The 21785-nt window shown below is 71.9% G+C and carries 21 protein-coding genes; 16 read left to right on the plus strand and 5 right to left on the minus strand.

Annotation, left to right across the window (positions count from 1 at the left end; translation table 11 throughout):
- The first annotated feature begins 247 nt into the window (after nucleotides 1–247).
- The 9 genes from PZ894_RS13185 (at nucleotide 248) to PZ894_RS13225 (ending at nucleotide 11992) form a co-directional block, all read left to right on the plus strand.
- A complete protein-coding gene (locus tag PZ894_RS13185) occupies nucleotides 248–1267 on the plus strand; it encodes an ABC transporter permease (protein WP_275745397.1) in 1020 nt (339 codons plus the stop codon).
- Nucleotides 1267–2130 (plus strand): ABC transporter permease, encoded by an 864-nt coding sequence (locus PZ894_RS13190; RefSeq protein ID WP_275745398.1) that lies wholly within the window; start codon nucleotides 1267–1269, stop codon nucleotides 2128–2130. Before PZ894_RS13185 ends, PZ894_RS13190 begins: the two co-directional genes overlap by 1 nt.
- Before the next feature lie 104 nt (nucleotides 2131–2234).
- The gene (locus PZ894_RS13195) at nucleotides 2235–3779 is read left to right on the plus strand and encodes an ABC transporter substrate-binding protein (protein ID WP_275745400.1); all 1545 of its coding nucleotides are present in this window, start codon (nucleotides 2235–2237) and stop codon (nucleotides 3777–3779) included.
- Nucleotides 3780–3786: 7 nt separating this feature from the next.
- The gene (locus PZ894_RS13200; protein ID WP_275745402.1) at nucleotides 3787–5697 is read left to right on the plus strand and encodes an ABC transporter ATP-binding protein; all 1911 of its coding nucleotides are present in this window, start codon (nucleotides 3787–3789) and stop codon (nucleotides 5695–5697) included.
- The gene (locus PZ894_RS13205; RefSeq protein ID WP_275745404.1) at nucleotides 5694–7109 is read left to right on the plus strand and encodes an amidase; all 1416 of its coding nucleotides are present in this window, start codon (nucleotides 5694–5696) and stop codon (nucleotides 7107–7109) included. Before PZ894_RS13200 ends, PZ894_RS13205 begins: the two co-directional genes overlap by 4 nt.
- Nucleotides 7106–8104: a zinc-binding alcohol dehydrogenase family protein gene (locus PZ894_RS13210; protein WP_275745406.1), complete on the plus strand. Its 999-nt coding sequence runs from the start codon at nucleotides 7106–7108 to the stop codon at nucleotides 8102–8104. The genes PZ894_RS13205 and PZ894_RS13210 overlap by 4 nt, the downstream gene beginning before the upstream one ends.
- Before the next feature lie 62 nt (nucleotides 8105–8166).
- Nucleotides 8167–9369, plus strand: a complete 1203-nt coding sequence (locus PZ894_RS13215; protein WP_275745408.1) for a M20 family metallopeptidase — start codon at nucleotides 8167–8169, stop codon at nucleotides 9367–9369.
- Nucleotides 9369–10643: an amidohydrolase family protein gene (locus PZ894_RS13220; RefSeq protein ID WP_275745410.1), complete on the plus strand. Its 1275-nt coding sequence runs from the start codon at nucleotides 9369–9371 to the stop codon at nucleotides 10641–10643. Before PZ894_RS13215 ends, PZ894_RS13220 begins: the two co-directional genes overlap by 1 nt.
- A gap of 62 nt (nucleotides 10644–10705) precedes the next feature.
- Nucleotides 10706–11992: a CapA family protein gene (locus PZ894_RS13225; RefSeq protein WP_275745774.1), complete on the plus strand. Its 1287-nt coding sequence runs from the start codon at nucleotides 10706–10708 to the stop codon at nucleotides 11990–11992.
- Nucleotides 11993–12362: 370 nt separating this feature from the next.
- On the opposite strand, the gene PZ894_RS13230 is transcribed toward PZ894_RS13225, so the two are convergent.
- Both PZ894_RS13230 and PZ894_RS13235 read right to left on the minus strand, forming a co-directional pair.
- On the minus strand, nucleotides 12363–12989 hold the full coding sequence (locus PZ894_RS13230) for an anthrone oxygenase family protein (protein ID WP_275745412.1): 627 nt from the start codon (nucleotides 12987–12989) through the stop codon (nucleotides 12363–12365).
- Nucleotides 12986–13177, minus strand: coding sequence for a hypothetical protein (locus PZ894_RS13235; protein WP_275745414.1), 192 nt, complete (start codon nucleotides 13175–13177; stop codon nucleotides 12986–12988). The genes PZ894_RS13230 and PZ894_RS13235 overlap by 4 nt, the downstream gene beginning before the upstream one ends.
- Before the next feature lie 130 nt (nucleotides 13178–13307).
- Between PZ894_RS13235 and PZ894_RS13240 the strand changes: the two genes are divergently transcribed.
- Nucleotides 13308–13928 (plus strand): TetR/AcrR family transcriptional regulator, encoded by a 621-nt coding sequence (locus PZ894_RS13240; RefSeq protein WP_275745416.1) that lies wholly within the window; start codon nucleotides 13308–13310, stop codon nucleotides 13926–13928.
- Between the two features lie 73 nt (nucleotides 13929–14001).
- On the opposite strand, the gene PZ894_RS13245 is transcribed toward PZ894_RS13240, so the two are convergent.
- Entirely contained in the window at nucleotides 14002–14352 is a 351-nt protein-coding gene (locus tag PZ894_RS13245) for a VOC family protein (RefSeq protein WP_275745418.1), read from the minus strand.
- A gap of 241 nt (nucleotides 14353–14593) precedes the next feature.
- Here PZ894_RS13245 and PZ894_RS13250 point away from each other — a divergent pair, with 241 nt between their 5' ends.
- Nucleotides 14594–15004, plus strand: a complete 411-nt coding sequence (locus tag PZ894_RS13250) for a YciI family protein (RefSeq protein WP_275745420.1) — start codon at nucleotides 14594–14596, stop codon at nucleotides 15002–15004.
- 14 nt (nucleotides 15005–15018) lie between these two features.
- The gene (locus tag PZ894_RS13255; RefSeq protein ID WP_275745422.1) at nucleotides 15019–16155 is read left to right on the plus strand and encodes a sigma-70 family RNA polymerase sigma factor; all 1137 of its coding nucleotides are present in this window, start codon (nucleotides 15019–15021) and stop codon (nucleotides 16153–16155) included.
- Here PZ894_RS13255 and PZ894_RS13260 read toward each other — a convergent pair.
- Nucleotides 16152–16553, minus strand: a complete 402-nt coding sequence (locus tag PZ894_RS13260; RefSeq protein WP_275745423.1) for a hypothetical protein — start codon at nucleotides 16551–16553, stop codon at nucleotides 16152–16154. The genes PZ894_RS13255 and PZ894_RS13260 overlap by 4 nt on opposite strands.
- Before the next feature lie 80 nt (nucleotides 16554–16633).
- Here PZ894_RS13260 and PZ894_RS13265 point away from each other — a divergent pair, with 80 nt between their 5' ends.
- The 4 genes from PZ894_RS13265 (at nucleotide 16634) to PZ894_RS13280 (ending at nucleotide 21188) form a co-directional block, all read left to right on the plus strand.
- Entirely contained in the window at nucleotides 16634–17605 is a 972-nt protein-coding gene (locus tag PZ894_RS13265) for an FAD-binding protein (protein WP_275745424.1), read from the plus strand.
- Complete coding sequence (locus PZ894_RS13270) at nucleotides 17554–17871, plus strand: D-arabinono-1,4-lactone oxidase (RefSeq protein WP_275745425.1); 318 nt, start codon at nucleotides 17554–17556, stop codon at nucleotides 17869–17871. The genes PZ894_RS13265 and PZ894_RS13270 overlap by 52 nt, the downstream gene beginning before the upstream one ends.
- Before the next feature lie 102 nt (nucleotides 17872–17973).
- Nucleotides 17974–20262, plus strand: a complete 2289-nt coding sequence (locus PZ894_RS13275; RefSeq protein ID WP_275745427.1) for a SpoIIE family protein phosphatase — start codon at nucleotides 17974–17976, stop codon at nucleotides 20260–20262.
- The gene (locus tag PZ894_RS13280; RefSeq protein WP_275745430.1) at nucleotides 20259–21188 is read left to right on the plus strand and encodes a formylglycine-generating enzyme family protein; all 930 of its coding nucleotides are present in this window, start codon (nucleotides 20259–20261) and stop codon (nucleotides 21186–21188) included. The genes PZ894_RS13275 and PZ894_RS13280 overlap by 4 nt, the downstream gene beginning before the upstream one ends.
- Nucleotides 21189–21196: 8 nt before the next feature.
- Here the strand turns inward: PZ894_RS13280 and PZ894_RS13285 are convergent, their stop codons facing one another.
- Nucleotides 21197–21724, minus strand: coding sequence for a potassium channel family protein (locus tag PZ894_RS13285; protein WP_275745431.1), 528 nt, complete (start codon nucleotides 21722–21724; stop codon nucleotides 21197–21199).
- Between the last annotated feature and the right edge of the window lie 61 nt (nucleotides 21725–21785).

Below are 21785 nucleotides of genomic sequence, written 5' to 3' on the forward strand. Positions count from 1 at the left end.
CGACGGGGCCGCTGAAGCTGAGAACCCACTCGGAGATGGGCTTTTTCGAACGTCATCAAGACGTAACAGATGAGAAGGGAAGAGGCCTTGACCCGGAGTCCGTACTGCGTACGATACGTAGAACGATTCAGGGGCCGGTCGGCCTCGGGGAGGGATCGGTGCCGTGTGGCGGCACTCCACCCGACCGTCGTCGTCCGGACCAGCGCCCCGCTCGCGCGACCGTCCCGATCGGCAGGAGCTCACTGACATGACCGACGTCGCACCAGGGGCCATGGGCTCGATCCGTGTGGGTCGCACCCGTCGAGTGGCGGGTCTGCCGCCCTTGCTGACCTTCATCATCTGGCGCATGCTGCGCGGGCTCGGCGTGCTCTTCGCCCTCTCGCTGCTCGCCTTCGCGCTCGTGCACATGCTGCCGGGCAGCCCGGTCGACACCCTGGCCGGCCCCTACAGCGACGCCGCGACCCGGGCCCAGCTCACCGAGGACCTCGGGCTCAACGAGCCGCTGCCGGTCCAGTACGTCACCTGGCTGGGCAACATGCTGCACGGCGACCTCGGCACCTCGGTGTTCAACGGCCTCCCGGTCAGCGAGCTGATCGGCGAGCGGTTGCCCAACACCTTCGAGTTGGCCATCTTCGCCACCCTCATCTCGATCGCCTGGGGCGTGCCAGCCGGGGCGATCGCGGCGCTGCGCCGCGGCCGCGCCTTCGACGTGACCGCCCGCTCGGCCACGTTCGCGGGCCTGGCGATCCCGGTGTTCGTCTTCGGTGTCGGCCTGGTGCTCCTCTTCTCCGTGTTCTTCCCGAGCTGGCCGACGCTGGGCTTCGTCTCGTTCGCCGACGATCCACTCAAGAACCTCCAGACGATGATCCTGCCGAGCATCGCGCTGGGCCTGCCGCTGGGATCGACACTGTGCCGCTACATGCGCAGCTCGATGCTCGAGGTCTACGAGCAGGACTTCATCCGCACCGCGCTCGCCACCGGCAGCACCAAGCTCCAGGCGACGATGCAGCACGGCATCCGCAACGCCGCCGCACCGGTGGCGACCGTGGCCGGTCTGCAGATGGCCGCGATCGTGGGCAACTCGATCCTGATCGAGAACGTGTTCGCGATCCCGGGCATCGGCCAGCTCACGGTCACCGCGATCACCCAGCACGACTACGCCGTGGCCCAGGCCTGCATTCTCGTGCTCGGCGCCACGTTCGTGCTCCTCAACTTCATCGTCGACCTACTCCTGCCCCTGATCGACCCGAAGATCGGACGCGACTGATGACCGACATCGTCGAGAGCCCCGCGACGCCGACCGCCCGCCGGGGTGGGCGCCTGTCCGCCATCCGCTCCCGCAAGGAGGTGACTGCCGGCGTCGTCATCCTGGCGGTGATGATCCTGCTGTCGCTGACGGTGCCGCTGTGGGCCGACTACACCCCCTCGCAGGTGGCCGGTCCGCCTTTCGACCCGCCCAGCAGCGCCCACTGGTTCGGCACCGACGACCTCGGTCGCGACTACCTCGTCCGGCTGCTGACCGCCGGCCGGACCTCGCTCGGGATCTCCGTCGCGGTGGCCGTCCTCGCGATGGTCGTGGGGGCCGTGATCGGCATCGCCGCCGGCCTGCGCGGCGGCTGGCTCGACTCGATCCTGATGGCCGGCATCGACCTCGTGCTGTCCTTCCCGTCGCTGCTCCTCGCGCTCAGTGCGGTCACCGTGCTCAACCCCACCAAGACCATCCTGATCCTGGTGCTCACGCTGATCTCGGTGCCCCAGTTCGCCCGGGTCGTCCGCACCTCCTGCATGGAGCTGCGCAGCCGGGAGTTCGTCCTCTCGGCCCGGGTCTCCGGCGTGTCCTCCGTCGCGATCGCGACCAAGCACCTGGTCCCCAACGTGCTGCCGCTGCTGACGGTCCAGTTCGCCAACACCGCGGCTATCGCGATCCTCGTCGAGTCCTCCCTCAGCTACCTCGGCCTCGGTGTCCAGCCGCCCGAGCCCAGCTGGGGAAACATGATCTTCGCCTCCCAGAACTACATGACCGAGTGCCCCTGGCTGCCACTGGCGCCGGCCGCGGCACTGCTCTTGGCCTCCGTCGGCTGGGGCCTCATCGGTGAGGGCTTCAACGCCGGAAAACGCTCGCTCATCTGACCCCTCGGGACCGCATCACCACGAACCGTCTCCGCCCCGGCGACGGCCACAGAGAAAGGGCGCGACCCATGTCGCATACTCGTAGAATCCGCCGGCTCGGCGCGATGGTCGCAGCCGCGGCGCTGGCGACCTCGCTTGCTGCCTGCGGCGGCACGTCGGGGTCCAGCGGGGACGGCCCGTCCTCGGGCGGCACCCCGCAGGCCGGTGGCACCCTCATCATCGGTGAGGACAGCCAGCCGCTGAGCGGCTTCGACCCGATCATGGCGCAGGCGTTCAACGCCAAGCGGATGGTCTCCCAGTTCTACGAGGGCCTGCTCTCCCTCGGTGAGGACGGGCAGAGTCTCGAGCCGGCGCTCGCGACCGACTGGAAGCAGACCGACGAGCTGACCTACGAGTTCACCCTCCGCGACGGCGTCAAGTTCCATGACGGCTCCGACGTGACCGCCGACGACGTGGTGTTCAGCCTCGAGCGGATCGTCGACCCCAACCAGCACTCGCCGTACGCCTCGCTCTACAACTTCAACAGCATCTCGGCTCCCGCCGACGACAAGGTCGTCATCAAGCTCTCCGCGCCGCAGGCGTCGCTGCTACACCTGCTCGCCCAGCCCTGGAGCGCCGGCATCGTCAGCAAGGCCTGGGTGCAGAGCACCGACGAGGAGGCGCAGAAGACCCAGGAGAACGGCACCGGCCCCTTCATGCTGAAGGACTTCCGTGAGGGCTCGCTGATCAGCACCGTCCGCTTCGACGACTACTGGGACGAGGGCAAGCCCTACCTGGACGGCGTCGAGTACCGCCTGATGGCCGACGAGTCCACCCGCATGGCGGCGTTCACCTCCGGCTCCATCGACATGATGCAGGCGCGGGTGCCCAAGAACGCCCAGACGGCCGAGGCCAAGGGACTCAACGTCGGTCCGGGCTACAACCTGTCGTACTGGGTCGGCCTCAACATGGACCAGGGCCCGCTGGCCAACCCGATGGTCCGCCAGGCCATCAGCGTCGGCATCGACCGGCAGCAGCTCATCGAGATCGGCTCGCAGGGCGTCGGCGAGCTCGCCTACACCGTGCCGCCGGCCGACCCGCTGGGCGCACCGGCCACCGAGGAGACGCCGAACTACAAGTACGACCCGGACCAGGCCAAGCAGCTGCTGGCGGAGTCGGGTGAGAGCAACATCCACCTCAAGCTGATCCTGCAGTCGGAGAACCAGAACGCGCTGCCGACGGCCCAGTTGCTGGCCGAGCAGCTCGGCAAGATCGGCATCGACCTGCAGGTCGTGCCGACGCCGTTCGCCACACTGGTGAGCAACCTGCTCTCCGGCAAGTGGGACGCCGACATGATCGTCCTCAACGCCGCCCTCAATGCCGACGCCAGCCAGTACCTCGCGCTGTGGTTCGACGAGGGCAGCACCGCGACCAAGGTCGACGACCCGAAGCTGTGGCAGATGATGGCCGACGCGATCAGCACGCAGGACGGCGACGAGGACAGGAAGGCGCGCTACCAGGAGATCGGCGACTACATCGCCGAGAACGTCTACCAGATCGTGCCGTACGCCGCTCCGAGCGCCTATGACATGTGGGACACGGAGCTGCACGACTTCTTCGCAGACGCGACCAGCACCCGCATCTTCCTCAAGAACGCCTGGATGGGATGACCTACCCGTGACTGACAACTCTTCCCGAACAGCAGAGGGCCAGCCCCTCGGGACGGCAGCGACGGATACGACCGACACGCTGCTCGACGTCCGCGGCCTGACCATCACCTACGGTGACGCCGCTCCCAGCGTCACCGGGGTGAGCCTGACGGTCTCACCCGGGGAGATCCTCGGGCTGATCGGGGAGAGTGGCAGTGGCAAGAGCACGATCGCGATGGCCGCGCTCGGGTTGCTTCCCCGCAACGCGACCACCACTGCCGAGCGGTTCGACGTCTGCGGCGTCAACGTCCTCTCAGCGCCGCTGCAGCACCTGACCAAGCTGCGCGGACGCAAGATCGCCATGGTGTTCCAGGACGCCATGGGCGCCCTCGACCCGTGCATGCGGGTCGGGGCGCAGGTCGGCGAGGTCGTCAAGCGGCACCAGCAGCTGTCCGGACAGCGGTGCCGTGAGGAGGTGCTGAACCTCATGCGTCAGGTGGGGCTGCCGGAGCCGGAGCGCCGAGCCCGGCAGTACCCCCACCAGCTCTCCGGCGGTCTGCGCCAGCGGGCCGCGATCGCGATGGCCCTGGCGGGCAAGCCCGACGTCCTGCTCGCCGACGAGCCGACCACGGCGCTCGACGTGACCGTCCAGGCCGGGATCCTCCAGCTCTTCCGGTCGATCCGCGACGACCTCGGCGTCGGTATCGTCCTGATCTCCCACGACATGGGGGTCATCGCGCAGACCGCCGACCGGGTCGCGGTGATGCTCAACGGCGAGATCGTCGAGCAGGGCTCGGTGAACGAGGTCCTGCTCTCTCCGCAGACCGAGTACACCCGCAAGCTGCTCCACGCGGCCCCAGACCTCGAAGCGGTGTCCATCGAGGACGCACCGGGCATCGGGACCGGCGCGGAGCCGGCCGAGCCCGCCGACGTGGTGCTCGAGGCCGCGCACGCCACCCGACGGTTCCGCTCCAAGGGCCAGCACGTGACCGCGGTCGACGACGTCTCGCTGGAGGTGCATCGCGGCGAGGTGCTCGGGATCGTGGGGGAGTCCGGCTCGGGCAAGAGCACGCTGGCCAAGCTGCTGGTCCGGTTGGACCGGCCCTCTGCCGGCCACCTGCGGATGGAGGGCGTGGGCTACGAGAAGCTGAAGGGCTCGCTCGGCCGGAAGATCCGCGGCAAGATCCAGATGGTCTTCCAGCACCCGGGCGGCTCGCTGAACCCGCGGATGAAGGTGGGTCGCTCGATCCGCGAGCCCCTGGCCGTGGAGGGGGTCGACCGCCGGGCCGCCGAGGCCCGGGTCCGGGAGCTGCTCCAGGAGGTGGGCCTGCCCGAGGACAGCGGCGAGCGTCTCCCGCACGAGTTCTCCGGTGGCCAGAAGCAGCGCATCGCGATCGCCCGTGCGGTGAGCTCCTCCCCCGAGGTGGTCATCCTGGACGAGCCGACCTCGGCCCTCGACGTGTCGGTCCAGGCCCAGGTGCTCGACCTGCTCGACCGGGTACGCCGGCAGCGCGACCTGACCTATGTCTTCATCTCGCACAACCTCTCGGTGGTGCGCCTGATCAGCGACCGCGTCGCGGTGATGTACTCCGGCCGGGTCGTCGAGGTCGGGACCAGCCAGGACGTGTTCGCCAACGCCCAGCACTGGTACACCAAGGCCCTGATCGCGGCCGTCCCGTCGACGGACCCGCGTCGTCGCGACGACGACCCGGTGACCGAGCAGCCGCGCGAGCCGGAGCCCTCGGACTACGAGCCGAGCGCGGAGGAGCGGGCTGAGCCCGCCTGCGCGTTCGCGCCGCGGTGCCCGATGGCCAAGCAGCGCTGCTGGAGCGAGGTGCCGCAGCTCATCGAGCTCCGCCCGACCCAGCTGGCCGCCTGCCACTTCCCGACCTCCGGCGCAGAGCCGGTCGTCCTCGAGCGCGAGAAGGAGCTGGCGTGAGCGGCCTGATGGACCTCGACGCCCACGACCAGGCCCGGCTGGTCCGCGACCGCGAGGTCAGCGCCGAGGAGCTGGTGCAGGCGTCGATCGACGCCATCGAGGCGCACGACGGCGAGATCAACGCCGTCGTGCACAAGCGCTACGAGCAGGCCCTGGCCGAGGCACGTGTGGTGCCGCTGGACGCCCCGTTCGCCGGCGTACCGACCCTGACGAAGAGCATGGACCCCCTGGCGGGAGCCCCGCACGACCTCGGGTCGCGCTACCTGGCGAAGCAGGGTCGGGTGGCAAAGGCGGACAGCCCCCTGGTGCAGCGGCTGCGCCGGGCCGGGTTCGTCATCCTGGGCACGACGGCGGCGCCGGAGTTCGGCGTGCTGTCGACCACCGAGACCGCCGTGCACGGCATCACCCGCAACCCGTGGAACCTCGAGCACACCTCCGGCGGGTCCTCGGGCGGCGCCTCTGCAGTGGTCGCCGCGGGGATGGTGGCGGTGGCCTCGGGCGGCGACGGTGGCGGCTCCATCCGGATGCCGGCGGCGTTCTGCCAGCAGGTCGGCCTCAAGCCGAGCCTCGGGCTCGTCCCCGGCAAGGGGTCCCCGGCGGACCGTTGGGGGCACAGCGTGTCGGCGGTCGTCAGCCGCACGGTGCGCGACACGGCGGGAGCCATCGAGGTGATGGCCGACCGCCAGCACCGCAGCCCGCGGCTCCCCGACTTCGCCCACGGTGACCTGCGTGACGCCGTCGGCCGCGACCCCGGCTCGCTCCGGATCGGAGTGGTCGCCTCCGCGCCCGAGCACGCCCCGCAGGTCGAGGCGGAGATCCGGGACGCCGTCGTCGCGACAGGCGAGCTGCTGCAGTCGCTGGGTCACACCGTCGAGGAGAGCCACCCCGCGGCGCTCTTCGACCCCGACGTGCTGCCGACCTTCTTCGACGCGCTCAGCGTCACCGTCGGGCTCACCCTGGAGAACCTCGTCGCCGAGACCGGCGTCCGACCGGAGCCCGGCGACCTCGACGTGGTCACCCAGCTGTGGCTGGACCGCAGCGCGGAGATGACCGGCATCGACCTCATCCGTGCCTTGACCTGGCAGGAGGACTACCGGCAGGAGATGGCGCGCTGGTGGGAGGAGTACGACCTCCTCCTCAGTCCGGTGTTCGCGAGCGTCGTGCCCCGGCTGAGCTGGCCCTGGACCGAGCCCGACGGGGTGCAGAGGTCCGTCGACGTGCTGACCTTCACCGCACCGTTCAACACCACCGGGCAGCCGGCGATCTCGGTCCCGGCCGGGACCACCGGGACCGGGCTGCCGATCGGCATCCAGCTCGCCGCGGCGTACGGCCGCGAGGACCTGCTGCTCTCCGTCGCCGGACAGCTCGAGGAGGCGCGCCCCTGGGAGTCGGTCGCTCCGGCGTACCGATGATGCGGGCCGCACGGTTCCACGAGTGGGGCGGCCCGCCGCTGGTCGAGGACGTACCCGAGCCGGCCGCGGGTGCCGGTGAGACGCTGGTCAGGATCACGGCCGCCGCGGTCTCGCACCTGGACCTGACCGTCGCGAGCGGCGACTTCGGGATCCGTCCGGAGCTCCCGCACGTCGGCGGGGTCGAGGGCGCAGGGTTGGTCGTCGCGTCGGCGACCCACGCGGCCGGGACCCTCGTCAACGTGCGCGGCGACGGGCTCGGCCTGCACCGCGGTGGCAGCTGGGCCGAGCTCGTGGTGGTGCCGGACGAGTGCGCGACGCCGGTGCCTCCGGAGATGCCGGCGCCGATCGCCGCGACGTACCGACAGCCGGTGACCACCGCCGCGGTGACCCTCTGGGACGTGGCCGGACTCGGCCGGTGGCACGCGGCCGGCGTCTCCGCACCCGACGGCGAGACCGTGCTTGTCACCGGCGCCGCGGGAGCGGTCGGTGCCGCCGCGGTCCAGCTCGCCCTGCGGGCGGGGTGCCGGGTGCACGGCCTGGTCAAGGACGAGCACCAGGCGGCGCGGCTGACCGAGGGCGGGGTCCCGGTGCTGCTCGAGGACCGGGACCGGCACGAGGACCTCGCGCGCGAGCGTCCCTTCACGTTGCTCGTCGATACCGTCGGTGGGCCCGAGCTGGCCGACCGCAGTCGCTGGGTCGCGCCGGGCGGTCGCGTCGCCGTCGTCGGGTACGTCGCCGGGACCGAGGTGACCCTCGACCTCCCGGGCTGGTTGCTGGACGACGTGGCGCTCCTGCCGGTCAACATGATGCGGCGCCAGGAGGCGTCCCGGCGGTGGGGTCCGGAGCTGGTGGCGCTGGTCGCCTCCGGCGAGCTGACCGTCGACGTCGCCACGTTCGCGCTCGAGGACGCCCCCGCCGCCGTCCGCCGGCTGCGCGTCGGCGGGGCCTGCGGCCGCGTCGTCCTGCTACCCGGGTCCGCCGAGCGGACTCCCTGAGTTCCCGGCGGCGCCGCGGTCACCGCCCCGCCGTACCCCGTCACCCCAGGAGGATCATGTCCGTGTCCACGGAGACCACCGAGCGCTCGACCGAGGACGAGCGGCAGCTGCGCGACGGGCTGGCCCGCCTCCAGGACCAGCTGCTCGACCTCAGCCACCGCATCCATGCCCGACCGGAGCTGCGCTATGAGGAGCACTTCGCCAGCGCCCTGCTGGTCGAGGCGCTCGCCGGCGCGGGCTTCGCGATCGAGCAGTGCGTCGCCGACCTGCCGACCGCGTTCCTCGCCACCCACGACACCGGACGTCCGGGCCCGACCGTTGCGATCTTCTGCGAGTACGACGCCCTCGAGGAGATCGGCCACGGCTGCGGGCACAACCTGATCGCCGCCGCCGGGCTCGGCTCCGGCCTGCTCGCGCGGGAGTGGCTGGTCGCGCACCCCGAGATCGGCGGCCGGCTCGTGGTCGTCGGCAGTCCGGCCGAGGAGGGCGGCGGCGGCAAGATCGCCATGCTGGAGTCGGGCTGCCTCGACGGCATCGACGCGGCGATGATGATCCACCCGTCGGGGGAGAACCTCTCGGCCATGCGCACCCTGAGCCGCGCCGGGCTCGAGATCGAGTTCGAGGGCCGGGCCGCCCACGCCGCGGTGAGCCCCCAGCTCGGCATCAACGCCCTCGACGCGGCCGTGCTGACGCTCAACGCGATCGGGCTGCTGCGCCAGCAGCTGCCGAGCGATGCTCGCGTCCACGGGATCATCACCGACGGCGGCGAGGCGCAGAACATCATCCCCGAGCGGACCCGGATCGTGGCCAGCGTCCGGACCGAGGATCCGCAGCTGCTGCTCGAGAACGTCCAGCCCCGGGTCGAGAACTGCGCGCGGGGGGCGGCGCTCGCGACCGGCGCCACGGTCGAGATCCGGCCGACCGCCCCGGTGTACGCCGCGATCCGGCCCAACCCCGTCCTCGGCGATCTGGTCGAGCACCACTTCGCGCGACTGGGGCGCCGCACCGAGCCGCCCCGGACCGAGGTCTACCCCGGCTCCACCGACATGGGCAACGTCAGCCAGGTGATCCCCTCGATCCATCCGACCGTCGAGATCGTGCCCGGGCTGGACATGCACAGCCGGCGCGCGGCCGAGCTGGCCGGCGGACCGGACGGCGACCGGTGCGCGCTGGACGGCGCTCTGCTGCTCGCGATGACGGCCGTCGCGCTCTTCGCGCGGCCGGAGCTGGTGGACGAGGCCCGACGTACCTTCGAGGAGCGGTGATGGACCCGGTGATGGACATGGACCAGACCACGGTGTCGACCAGGATCGTCAGGCTCTCCGGCGCGCGCCTGATCGACGGGACGGGTGCCGGCCCGGTCGAGGGGCTGACGCTCCTCATCCGGGACGGCCGGTTCGCGTACGTCGGGCCGGCCGAGGGCTGTCCCGACGTCGAGGTGGACGACGACATCGACCTCGGCGGGCGCACGGTGCTGCCGGGCTTCTTCGACGTGCACGTCCACTTCCTGATGGACAACAACGGGGACTTCCGGAACCGGCTGCTCTCGAACTTCCCGACCGTCACCGTCTTCGAACGGGCCCAGCGGATGCGCGAGACCCTACACGCGGGCGTGACGACCGTGCGCGACCTCGGTGGCATCGACGCCGGCTACCGGGAGGCGATCTCCCGGGGGCTCATCGAGGGCCCGCGGCTCCAGGTCGCCGTACGACTGATGAGTCACACCGGAGGTCACGCCGACTTCCGGCTGCCGAGCGGCTTCGACCCGTGCGCGATCCTCGAGCCGTTCAACGAGCTCGCCGACACGCCGGACGAGGCGCGCCTCGCGACGCGACGCCTGCTGCGGGACCAGGCCGACGTCATCAAGATCTGCGCCAGCGGCGGCGTCAACAGCCCGAGCGACCAGCCCGAGGACGAGGGCATGACCGTCGAGGAGATCGCGGCGGTGGTGGAGGAGACCCGCCGGCACCGGGGGGTCCCGGTCGCCGCGCACGCCCAGGGCACGCAGGGGATCAAGAACGCCGTCCGCGGTGGTGTGACGAGCATCGAGCACGGCTACCTCCTCGACGACGAGGCCATCGACCTGATGGTGGAGCGCGGCACCTTCCTGGTGCCGACGCTGTCGACCTTCCACGCCCCCGGCCAGGACTTCGCCGCGAGTGCGGCGGCCAAGAAGCAGCGGCTGCTCGACGTGGCGATGGAACGCCTCAGCGAGGCGGTACGCCGCGACGTGAAGGTCGCGCTCGGCACCGACTCGGGGGTCGGCGCCCACGGGCACAACCTCGCCGAGCTGGCCCACCTGACCGACATCGGTCTGAGCCCGCTCGCCGCGATCACCGCGGGTACCCGCACCGCCGCCGAGCTGATGCGCATGGACGCCGACTTCGGCAGTGTCGAGGTGGGCAAGGTCGCCGACCTCGTCGTGTGCCAGGGCGATCCGATCGATGACATCGGGCTGCTCGCCGATGCCGCGAACGTGCTCCTGGTAATGCAGGGAGGACAGGTCGTGAAGGACTCGATGCCGGCCGCCATCGGATGATGCCCGGCACGGACGTCGAGATCGACGACGTCCCGCGCGACCCGATCCGCCCCGGATTCCGGATGGGTGCGGTCGGCGACCTGATGTACCTGCGCCCGATGTCCGCGACGCTGGCCGCGACCCGGCCGGATCTCGTGGCGCTGCTCGGGTCGGTCGACCTGCTGTTCGGCAACCTCGAGACGATGCTGCTCGACCTCGCGGGGTCGGACTGCGCTCCCGCCGCCGAGTCCGGAGGGACCTGGTTGGTGGCGGAGCCCTCCGTGGCGCCGGACCTCGCCCGCCTCGGCTTCGGGCTGCTCAGCCTGGCCAACAACCACGCCGGAGACTGGGGCGCTCGCGGGCTCCTCGACACGATGGCGGCGGTGCGGGCCGCGGGAATCGTCGCAGCCGGCGCGGGACGCTCTTGGAGCGGCGCGGTCGCGCCCCGCTACGTCGACACCCCGCACGGCCGGGTCGCCCTGGTGGCCGCGACCACGACCTTCACCGCCGCGTCGCGCGCCGGCGATGCCCTCGGCGAGGTGCCGGCCCGCCCGGGCGTGGCGGCGATCCGCTCGAGCCCGGTCGCGTCCGTTCCGGAGGGACTCTGGGACGAGCTCGCCCGGTTCGTCGCCGACAACCCGAGCTTCCTCAACGAGAGCGGCGCCGAGGAGCTGCGCGCGATGGGTGGGCGGTTCCGGCACGGCGCGCCAGACGGTCGTTCCGGTGAGGTGCGCTACGAACCCGATCCCGAGGACGTGGCCGCCGTGCTGCTCGCCGTGCGGCAGGCTCGGCAGAACAGCAACCTGGTGATCTTCTCGTTGCATTCCCACGAGCCGTCGAACGATGACACCCGACCCGCACCGTTCGCGGCCGACTTGTGTCGCCGCGCCGTCGAGGCCGGGGCAGACCTGGTCGTCGGGCATGGTCCGCATCAACTGCGAGGTGTCGAGGTCCACAAGGGGGTGCCGATCCTGCACTCGCTGGGCGACTTCGCGATGATGTCCAACAGTCTCGATGTAGTTCCACTTGACACGTGGCGCTCATGTCGGACGGAGCCAGGGACGGCTACCGTGCCTGAGCTGCTCAACTCACGCAACCGCGTAATCTTCAGCAGCGACAATGTGCTGGAGTCCGCCTTGGCGACACTGCGTTGGGACGAGAGCGGCATGTGCCTCGTGCTTCATCCGTTGGATCTGGGTCGCGATCGTGCCGGAGCCGCTCGAGGGGTGCCGGACCTCGCCGGCGGCCCGCGCGCCGGACGCATCATCGACCGACTGGTGCGGCTCAGCAACGAATTCGGGACCACGCTCACTCGCGAAGGACACCGAGCCGTGCTTGAGCTCCCAGCGACCGCGCGCTTGTCCGGGTGAGCCGCTCGACGGACGAGTCGAGAACACCCTCAGGGGCGGCCGATCGGCGAATCATGGCGATGGTTTCGACATCGCCGTCTGTCTCGCATGGGCAGGTCTAACAGAGCCGACGCAGATGCCTCCCACCAGACGCCCTCTGCAGCGCTGCGATCTGCGGCGCAAGACGCGGTCGGGTCGGTGCGTGAGGAAGTCGACCCAGGCTTCTTCCTACGGCTGCACCGAGCTCTTGTGGACCAGGCGCCTGCCAAGTACGGCGGCCTAGTCGGTTCGGTACGGCGATGGCGCAACCGGGAGCGGCGGTCGAGGCCCCGCGTGCGCGGGATAGCGGCCCCGGATCCGAGGATCCGGGGCCTCGTCCACTTCAATCTCCTCACCGTGGACGTCCGGCGGCGCTGGTCCGGGCCGCGACGGCAGGTGAGTCCGCAGCGGCCGGATCGTGCAGGGCACCGGGCGAGCCCGTGTGCCGCTGTGCAGGTGACTCGGTGGACCGACCGGCGGGCAGGGCGTGTGCGCCGTACACGAGCAGCGCCCAGGCCATGCACGCGAACGACGCGGTGTGCAGCACGGCGCGGACGATGTTCGAGGCGACCCACTGGTGCTCGAAGTCGCTCCGGACCGTGGCCAGGCGCCTGACGTGGTCGGGGTCGCCGGCCTTCGCGAGCTGGTCGTTGAGCGGGACGTTGACCCCGCTGGTGACCATGAAGGCGATCAGGTAGCAGGCGAGCGCGGCGATCAGCCAGGCCACGGCGGGGCGGCCGGGTGTCCTCCAGGCGAGGACGATCGCCAGGCCGAGCAGCGGGATCGAGCCCATGAAGGGGAGCATGAAGACCGGGTTCAGGATCGCCTCGTTGATGCGTTGCATGGCGTCCACGAAGGTGTGGTCGGAGGACCGGGCCAGACCCGGCATCACCGAGTAGGCGAAGGCGGCGAACAGTCCGGCCATCAGGCCGGTGGACAGGGTTGCGGCGAGCAGGGTGCCGTGCTGCAGGTGCTTCATGCGACGTCCTCCCGGCTCCAGATGCCGGTGGCCGCGGTGTCGCGGGCGTAGGCGGTGAAGTCACGCGCCGGACGACCGAGGACCTGCTGGACGCCGTCGCCCACCTCGGCTGCCATGAGCCGCTGGACCAGCCGTCGTCCCGTCTTGCCGGTGCCGCCGAGGACGAGCGTCGATGCCTCTCGTTGCATGGGTTGCTCCCTTGATCTCCATGGAATGTCGTGACGCCCCGTGTCGGAACGGCACGTGCCGTGTCGTAATCCTGACCTCGGACGCGCGGGGCGTCAATACGGCACGTGCCGTTCCGGTTAGGCTGGCCCCATGGGAGCCGAGTGGACCGGAACGAAGGCGATCGCCCGCAGCGAGTCCATCCGGCGGGCCACGCTCGAGCTGGCCCACGAGCGGGGCTTTGCGAAGCTCAGCATTGAGGCGGTCGCGGCCCGAGCCGGCGTCGGGAAGCACACGATCTATCGCCGCTGGCCCTCCAAGGGCGCGCTGTTCCTCGACGCAGTGCTCGCGTTGAACGAGGGTGCGTTCGAGTACCCGGAGACGGGCGACATCGTCGCCGACCTGCGCCAACAGATGTACGCGGCCGTCGACCTCCTCGGCCGCCCTCCACTGGGTCCGCTGTACCGGTCCCTGCTCGGCGAGGCTCAGCACGACCCTGCCGTGTCGGCCGCGCTCAACGAGCGCTTCATCGCGCCGCAGACGCAGCGGACGATCGCCCGACTGGAGAAGGCCCGCGACCGCGGGCAGCTCTCGCCCGACTTCGACCTGGAGCTCGCGATGTCGATCTTGTCGGGCCCGATCTACTTCCAGGTCCTGATCGCCGACGAGCCCGTGACCCACGACTACGTCGACAAGGTGCTCGCCGCACTCTTCGCCGGCATGGGTCCGCGAGCGTCATCGCCTCCCGGTGGCGATCAGCGTCCGCCAGGCTGACAGCCGCGGACCCCGTCGCCGAGACGCTGGCGTGATCAGACGCGGGTCGCCGTTCGTTCCTGCGCCGGTGCGCTCACGTGCGGTGCTGCGCGACGTTGATCACGTGGCCGTCCGGGCTGCGGACGAAGAACCTGCGAATGCCCCACGGCTCGTCCGTGAGGGCGTGCACCACTTCATGCCCGCGTCGCTGGGCCTCCGCGTACGCCGCATCGACGTCGTCGACCTTGATGGTCATGACCGAGTCCTCCGGCGCCGTGGCGTCCCGCGTCACCACCTGGACGGACGCACCCGACTCGGGGGAGGTGAAGCGAGCCACCCAACCCTGGTTCATGTTCTCCTCGGTGAGCCCCAGGAACCCGAAGAACTCTCGCGCCACCTCGACGTCGTCAGTGTGCAAGTTGGTGATGGCCTCTGACGCCTTCATCCTTCGAGCCTCACTCCAAGACGGGACACGGACGTTGATCAGCACCGTACCGGCCTCCCCCGGTGGAAGCGCAGCATCCCGAGCACCTGGTGCAGTCCCGCGACCGTGGCGATGCGGAGGGCTGACGGCGACGCGACGCGCGAAAACCTCGCCCGGGGGATGTCGAGGACGTCGTGACGGCTCCGTCCCCGGGTCGGAGGCGGCCAGAATGGGCCGTCACGGACACCGAAGGAGCACGACCATGAAGTACCTGCTGCTCAAGCACTACCGCGGCGGCCCGACGCCGACGCCGAACGGCGCGATCCTGATGGACCAGTGGACGCCCGAGGAGGTGTCCGACCACATCGCGTTCATGCGCCACGTCGCCGACACGTTCCGCGAGCGCGGCGAGTTCGTCGACGCGCAGGCGCTCTCGCCCGAAGGCACGTTCGTCCGGTACGACGCCGACGGCAAGCCGCCGGTCACCGACGGGCCGTTCGCCGAGACCAAGGACCTGATCGCCGGGTGGATGATCATCGACGTCGACTCGGTCGAGCGCGCGCACGAGGCCGCGGCGTACCTCTCCTCCGCGCCGGGCAAGGACGGCCGGCCGCTGCAGGAGTGGATCGAGGTGCGGCCGTTCATGGAGGAGCCGCCGACCGTCACCGACTGAGGGTCGTCGGAGCGATGGAGGAGCTGCTGCGGGACCTCACTCCTCAGGTGCTCGGTGTCCTCGTCCGCCGCGGAGCCGACTTCGCGGCGGCCGAGGACGCGGTCCAGGAGGCACTGGTCGAGGCGGTGCGCCGCTGGCCGGACGACCCGCCGGCCGAGCCGCGCGGATGGCTGATCACCGTCGCCTGGCGCAAGTTCATCGACGCCCGGCGCTCCGAGGTCGCACGCCACCGGCGGGAGCTGGCCGACCTCGAGGAGCCGGTGCCGGGGCCGACCGAGCAGCGCGACGACACGCTCCGGCTGCTCTTCCTGTGCTGCCACCCCAGCCTCACGCCGGGCTCGGCCGTGGCACTGACGCTCCGGGCGGTCGGGGGTCTCACCACCCGCCAGATCGCCGAGGCCTACCTGGTGCCGGAGGCGACGATGGCGCAGCGGATCAGTCGCGCCAAGCGCACCATCGGCGCCGCCGACGTCGGGCAGCCGGGCGACCTGCGCACCGTGCTCAAGGTGCTGTACCTGATCTTCAACGAGGGCTACACCGGCGAGGTCGACCTCGCCGCCGAGGCGATCCGGCTGACCCGACAGCTCGCCGCCAGCAGCGACGAGCCCGAGGTCGCGGGGCTGCTGGCGCTGATGCTGCTCCACCACGCCCGCCGGACCGCCCGCTTCACCGACGACGGAGCGCTGGTGCCGCTCGCCGACCAGGACCGCGCCCGCTGGGACACCGCGGCCATCGCCGCGGGCGTCGAGATCCTCCAGGCCGCGCTGGCCCGCGACCGGCTCGGCGAGTACCAGGCCCAGGCCGCGATCGCCGCCCTGCACGCCGACGCCCCCAGCGCCGCGGAGACCGACTGGACGCAGGTCCTCGAGTGGTACGACGAGCTGGCCCGACTCACCGACAGCCCGGTCGTCGCCCTCAACCGCGCGGTCGCGGTCGGCGAGGTCGACGGACCCCTGGCCGGGCTGCGGGCGGTGGAGCGCGTGCCCGACGACGTACCCCGGCACACGGCGGTGCGCGCCTACCTGCACGAGCGGGCGGGCGACCTCTCGGTCGCGCACGAACTCTACGCCCGGGCCGCCCGGCAGGCGACCTCGGCGGCCGAGCGCGACCACCTCACGCGGCAGGCCGCCCGGACGCGGTCGAGCGTCTAGGTGCGCCGGCGGCTGCCGATCGTGGTGCTCAGGGCCCAGATCACGGCGATGTCGAACGCGATCACGATGACCGCCCAGAAGGGGTAGTAGGGCAGCCACACGAAGTTCATCAGCGCCGAGACGACCGCGACCACGACGCCCGCGACCATCGCCCAGGACTGCCCGGCGAGGATCGCGCCGCCGACGACGGCGACGATGATGCCGACGATGATGTGCACCCACCCCCACGTCGTGAGGTCGAACTCGAACACGTAGTTGGGCGTGCGGACGAAGACGTCGTCCTCGGCGGCCGCGGCGACACCCTCCAGGAACTGGAAGATGCCGACGGTCAGCAGTGCGGCGCCCGCGAAGATGCCGATGCCCTCGGCCCAGGCGCTCTCGGTGGTGGACGGAGACATGGCCCGAGTGTGTGCCCGGCACCGCCGCCCGGGGCTCACCCGGACCGGGTGAGTCCGCGGCCCTGCGGGAGGATGGCCGGGTGCTGACGAACTGGGCGGGCAACCACACCTACGCCGCCGGGCGGGTGCACTCGCCGGAGAGTGTCGACGAGCTCCGGGCGCTGGTCGCCCGGCTCCCCCGGGTGCGGGCGCTCGGCACCCGGCACTCGTTCACCGACCTCGCCGACAGCACCGGCGACCTGGTGTCGACCGCCGACCTGCCGCGGGAGGTCGAGGTCGACTCCGACGGCCGCCAGGTGCGGGTCTCGGGCGGGCTCAGGTACGGCGACCTCGCGGAGGCGCTGGCGAACCGCGGCTGGGCGCTCGCCACGATGGCCTCGCTGCCGCACATCTCCGTCGCCGGCGCGGTCGCGACCGGCACCCACGGCTCGGGGGACCGCACCGGCTCGCTGGCGGCGGCGGTCGCCGGGGTCGAGCTCGTCGACGCGCGCGGCGAGCTGCGCAGCGTGCGCCGGGGCGACGCCGACTTCGAGGGGTACGTGGTGGCGCTCGGCGCGCTCGGCGTGACGACCCACGTCACGCTCGACGTGGAGCCGACGTACGACGTCCGCCAGGACCTGTGGACCGACCTGTCCTGGGATGCCGCCGCCGAGCACTTCGACGACCTCACGTCGAGCGCCTACAGCGTCAGCCTCTTCACCGACTGGGTCAGCGGTGCGGTCCAGCAGGTGTGGCTGAAGAGCCGGGCGACCGAGCCGCCCGCGGACCTGTGGGGTGCGCGACCGGCGGCCCGTACGCTGCACATGCTCGCCGGCGCCGACGTCGCCGCCGTGACCGGTCAGGGCGGGGTGCCGGGCCCGTGGCACCGCCGGCTGCCGCACTTCCGCATGGAGTTCACGCCCAGCCGCGGCGAGGAGCTGCAGAGCGAGTACCTCGTGCCGCGAACCGCCGCGGCGACGGCCGTCGAGCGACTCCGCGCGCTCGCGCCGGGTTCGCGCCGATGCTCCAGGTCGCCGAGGTGCGCACGATCGCCGCCGACGACCTGTGGCTGAGCGGCGCCCACGGGCACGATGTGGTCGGCTTCCACTTCACCTGGGTGCGCGACGTCGCCGGCGTCCACGCCGCGCTGCCGGCCATCGAGGATGCGCTGCTGCCGCTCGGCGGCCGGCCGCACTGGGGCAAGTGCTTCCTCGCGGGCGCCTCCCGCCTGCGGTCGCTCTACCCGCGCTTCGACGACTTCCGTGAGCTCGCGCTCCGGGCCGATCCCGGCGGCAAGCTCCGCAACGCCTTCCTGACCCGCTGCCTCGACCTGTCCTGACCTCGGGGCGTGGCCTCATCCCGCGGGATGGGGTCGCTTCTCGTCCGGATACGCGAGACTGGTCGTCCACCGCAGCATCTGCCACCCAGGCCGGAGTACACCGTGTCCGAGTCCCCCCTCGCGCCGCACACCCCGGCGTACGGCGAGGTCGACCTCTCCACCTGCGAGAGCGAGCCGATCCACGTCCCGGGGGCGATCCAGCCGCACGGCGTGTTGCTCGCCCTCGACGCGGAGCTGCGCTGCGTCGTGGTCTCGGCGAACTGCGAGGAGCTGCTGGGCATCCCGTCGAGCGCGGCGGTCGGCGCCACCCTCGCCGCGCTGGTCGGGCCCGCGCTCGCCGCCGCGCTCGAGGAGCGGATCGCGGCGGAGGTGACGACCGAGCCCCTGGTCGTCCGTCTCGACGACCTCGCGCCCCGCGCCGCCCTGGTCGGCGCGCACGTCGACGTGCGGCACCACCGCTCCGGCAGTCGGTGGATCGTCGAGATAGAGCCGATCAGCGGAGCCGGCGCGAACCGCCTGACCTACCAGTCGACCCGGGGCGCGATGGCGCGCCTGGCGGAGGCGGCGTCCGTGCACGAGCTCGCCGACCAGCTGGCCGTGGAGGTGCGCGCGCTGCTCGGCTTCGACCGGGTGATGGTCTACCGCTTCGACGGGGACTGGAACGGCGAGGTCATCGCGGAGGAACGGCGCGCCGACCTCAACTCGTTCCTCGGCCTGCACTACCCGGCCAGCGACATCCCCGCGCAGGCCCGCCGGCTCTACACGATCAACTGGACCAGGCTGATCGCCGACGTCGGCTACACGCCGGTGCCGCTGCAGCCCGTCCTCGACCCGGCGACGCGGGCACCGCTCGACCTGTCCCACGCCGGCCTCCGCAGCGTGTCGCCGATCCACATCGAGTACCTCGCCAACATGGGCGTCACCGCCTCGATGTCGATCTCCCTCGTCGTCGACGGGGTGCTGTGGGGCCTGGTGGCGTGTCACCACTACTCGGGTCCGCACCGCCCCAGCCACGAGGCGCGGGCCGCCGCCGAGTTCCTCGGCCAGGTCGCCAGCCAGACCGCCTCCGACCGCGAGCGGGCCGACTCGCGCGAGCGCACGCTCGCCGCCCAGACCGTGCTCGCCCGGATGTTCGCGCGCATCTCGAGCAACCCCGCCTCACCGCTCGTGAGCCTGATGGAGGACCCCGAGCTGCTCACCCTCGTCCACGCGACCGGTGCGGTGCTCTCGTACGACGGCGCGGTGACGCGACGCGGAGACATCGATCTCGACGACGACACCCTCCAGCGGATCGCGTCGACGCTCGAGGACCCGGTCGTGTACGCCACCTGCACCGACCGGCTCGACACCCTCATGCCCGAGCTGGCGGGCCGGACCTCGGCGGCCGGCGTGCTGCGCGTGGGGTCGGCGCCCGACCGCTGGCTGATGTGGCTCCGCCCCGAGCAGAAGCGCATCGTCGACTGGGGCGGCGACCCCACCAACAAGGCGCTCGCGGCCGCGGAGGGACCGGAGGTCCGGCTGAGTCCCCGCAAGTCCTTCGAGAAGTGGCGTGAGGTGGTCCGCGGGCGCAGCCTGCCGTGGGCGCCCTGGAAGCTCGAGGCCGCCGACGCGCTCGGCAAGCACATCATCGGCCTGCTGCTCAGCCGCTCGAAGGAGCAGATCGCGATGGCCGAGTCGCTGCAGCGCAGCGTGGTGCTCGACCAGACCCCCGAGGTCGCGGGACTCGAGCTGGCGGCCCACTACCGCCCCGCCTCGACCTTCCAGCTCGGCGGCGACTGGTGGGACGTGTTCGACCTCGACGACGGCAGCGTCGCCTTCGTCGTCGGCGACGTCGCCGGCCACGGTGTCTCCGCGGCGTCGGCGATGACCCAGCTGCGCACCGCGCTGCGCGCCTACCTCGTCGAGGGCCACTCGCCCGCCGCCGCCCTCGACCGGCTCGACCACCTGATGGCGAACCTCCTCGACCAGCGAGTCGCGACCGCGGTCGTCGGCATCGTCGACGCCGAGCGCACCCGGATCAGCCTCGCGAACGCCGGCCACCCCGTCCCGCTGCTGGTCACCGCGCAGGGCGCGCGCGACCTCGACGTGCCGCTCCGGCCGCTGCTCGGTGTCGGCGCCGGCGAGGCGGTGACCGTCGACGTGCCACTCGTGCCCGGCGCCGCCCTGCTCCTCTACACCGACGGGCTAGTCGAGCGTCGCGGCGTCGACCTGCGCGCGCGCACCGAGCGGCTGCGCGCCCTGGCCGGTGACACGTACGCCGGCTCCGACTTCCAGCTCTGGCTCGACCGGCTGCTCGGGCTGCACGAGGGCGGGGACGACGACACGACGCTGCTGGCGCTGCGGTTGGCCTCGCCGGGCGACGACGGCCCGTCTGCTACACAGGGGGCGTGACAGAGGGCAGCACGGCGGTCGACCGCCAGGGGATGGTGCTCGTCCCGGGCGGGACGGCCACGCTCGGGAGCGAGCGGTTCTACCCCGAGGAGCGCCCGCTGGTCGAGGTGACGGTCGGCGACGTGTGGTTCGACGTCCACCCGGTCACGAACGCCGAGTTCGCCGCCTTCGTCGAGGAGACGGGCCACGTGACGGTGGCCGAGGTCGCGCCGGACCCGGCCGACTTCCCGGGCGCCGACCCGGCCCTGCTGGTGCCGGGCTCCCAGGTGTTCACTCCGACGGCGGGTCCGGTCCGCCTCGACGACTGGACCCAGTGGTGGCGGTGGCAGCCCGGCGCGTCGTGGCGTGCGCCGCAGGGCCCGGGCAGCGACTGGCGGGAGATCCCCGACCATCCCGTGGTGCACGTGGGCTGGGGGGACGCGTCGGCGTACGCCCGGTGGGCGGGCAAGGAGCTCCCGAGCGAGGCGGAGTTCGAGCATGCCGCGCGCGGCGGCCTGGTCGGCCGCGACTACGCCTGGGGCGACGAGCTGATGCCCGGCGGCGCGCGGCTGGCCAACACGTGGCAGGGCGCCTTCCCCTGGCGCAGCGACGATCCGGACGGCCACCACCGCACCTCGCCGGTCGGCAGCTACCCCGCGAACGGCCACGGCCTGCACGACCTGATCGGCAACGTCTGGGAGTGGACGTCGACGCGGTGGACCGACACCCACTCCCGGGCCGGTGACACCGTGACCGTCGAGGCCACGGCCAGCCCCTGCTGCGGCGGCAGCATCCGGCTCGCCGAGACCGACCGCTTCGTCTCGAAGGGCGGGTCGCACCTCTGCTCGCCGCACTACTGCCAGCGCTACCGGCCGGCGGCGCGGCAGGGGCACGGCGTCAACGACACCACGTCCCACGTGGGGTTCCGGTGCGTACGCCGCGCCTGAGCCTGCGTTCACTCCTCCGGCGGGGCTGAGTCCGCGGCCGCGCGCCGCGCCCGCGCTCGCTCCTCCGCGCGCGTCCGGACCCGGTTGGTCAGCGTCGTTGCGCCCATCGCCAGCACGACGACGTTGAACACCATCTGCACGAGGACCAGCCCGCGGGCGACCTGGCCCGCGGCGTGCACATCGCCGTAGCCGATCGTGAGCAGCGTCGACATCGTGAAGTAGATGCCGTCGAGCCTGGTCTCGAGGCCGGGGAGCTGGTCGGGCTGGTCGATCGCGAGCCTGTAGAAGGCGAGCGCGAAGGCGAGCACGGCGACCACGAGCGCCAGGGCGAGCCCATCGACGCGGCGGTCGGGGTCCTCCACCTGCAGCACGACCTGCCACACGACGCCCGCCGCGAGGAGCCCGATCACGAGCACGGTCAGCGCGGCCCGGACCACGAGGTCCTCGCCGCCGGAGCCGACCGGCGCGACGAAGTAGGCACCGAGCGCGAGGCCGCCGAGCACCACCCCGCGCACCGCTCGCTTCCAGCCCGCCACGGTCGGCCCTCCCTGGTTCACCCGCTCCGGGTGATCGCCGGACGGCCCGCGCCGCCCACGA

It is taken from the genome of Nocardioides sp. YIM 152315, from assembly GCF_029210375.1.
Classification (GTDB): Bacteria; Actinomycetota; Actinomycetes; order Propionibacteriales; family Nocardioidaceae; genus Nocardioides.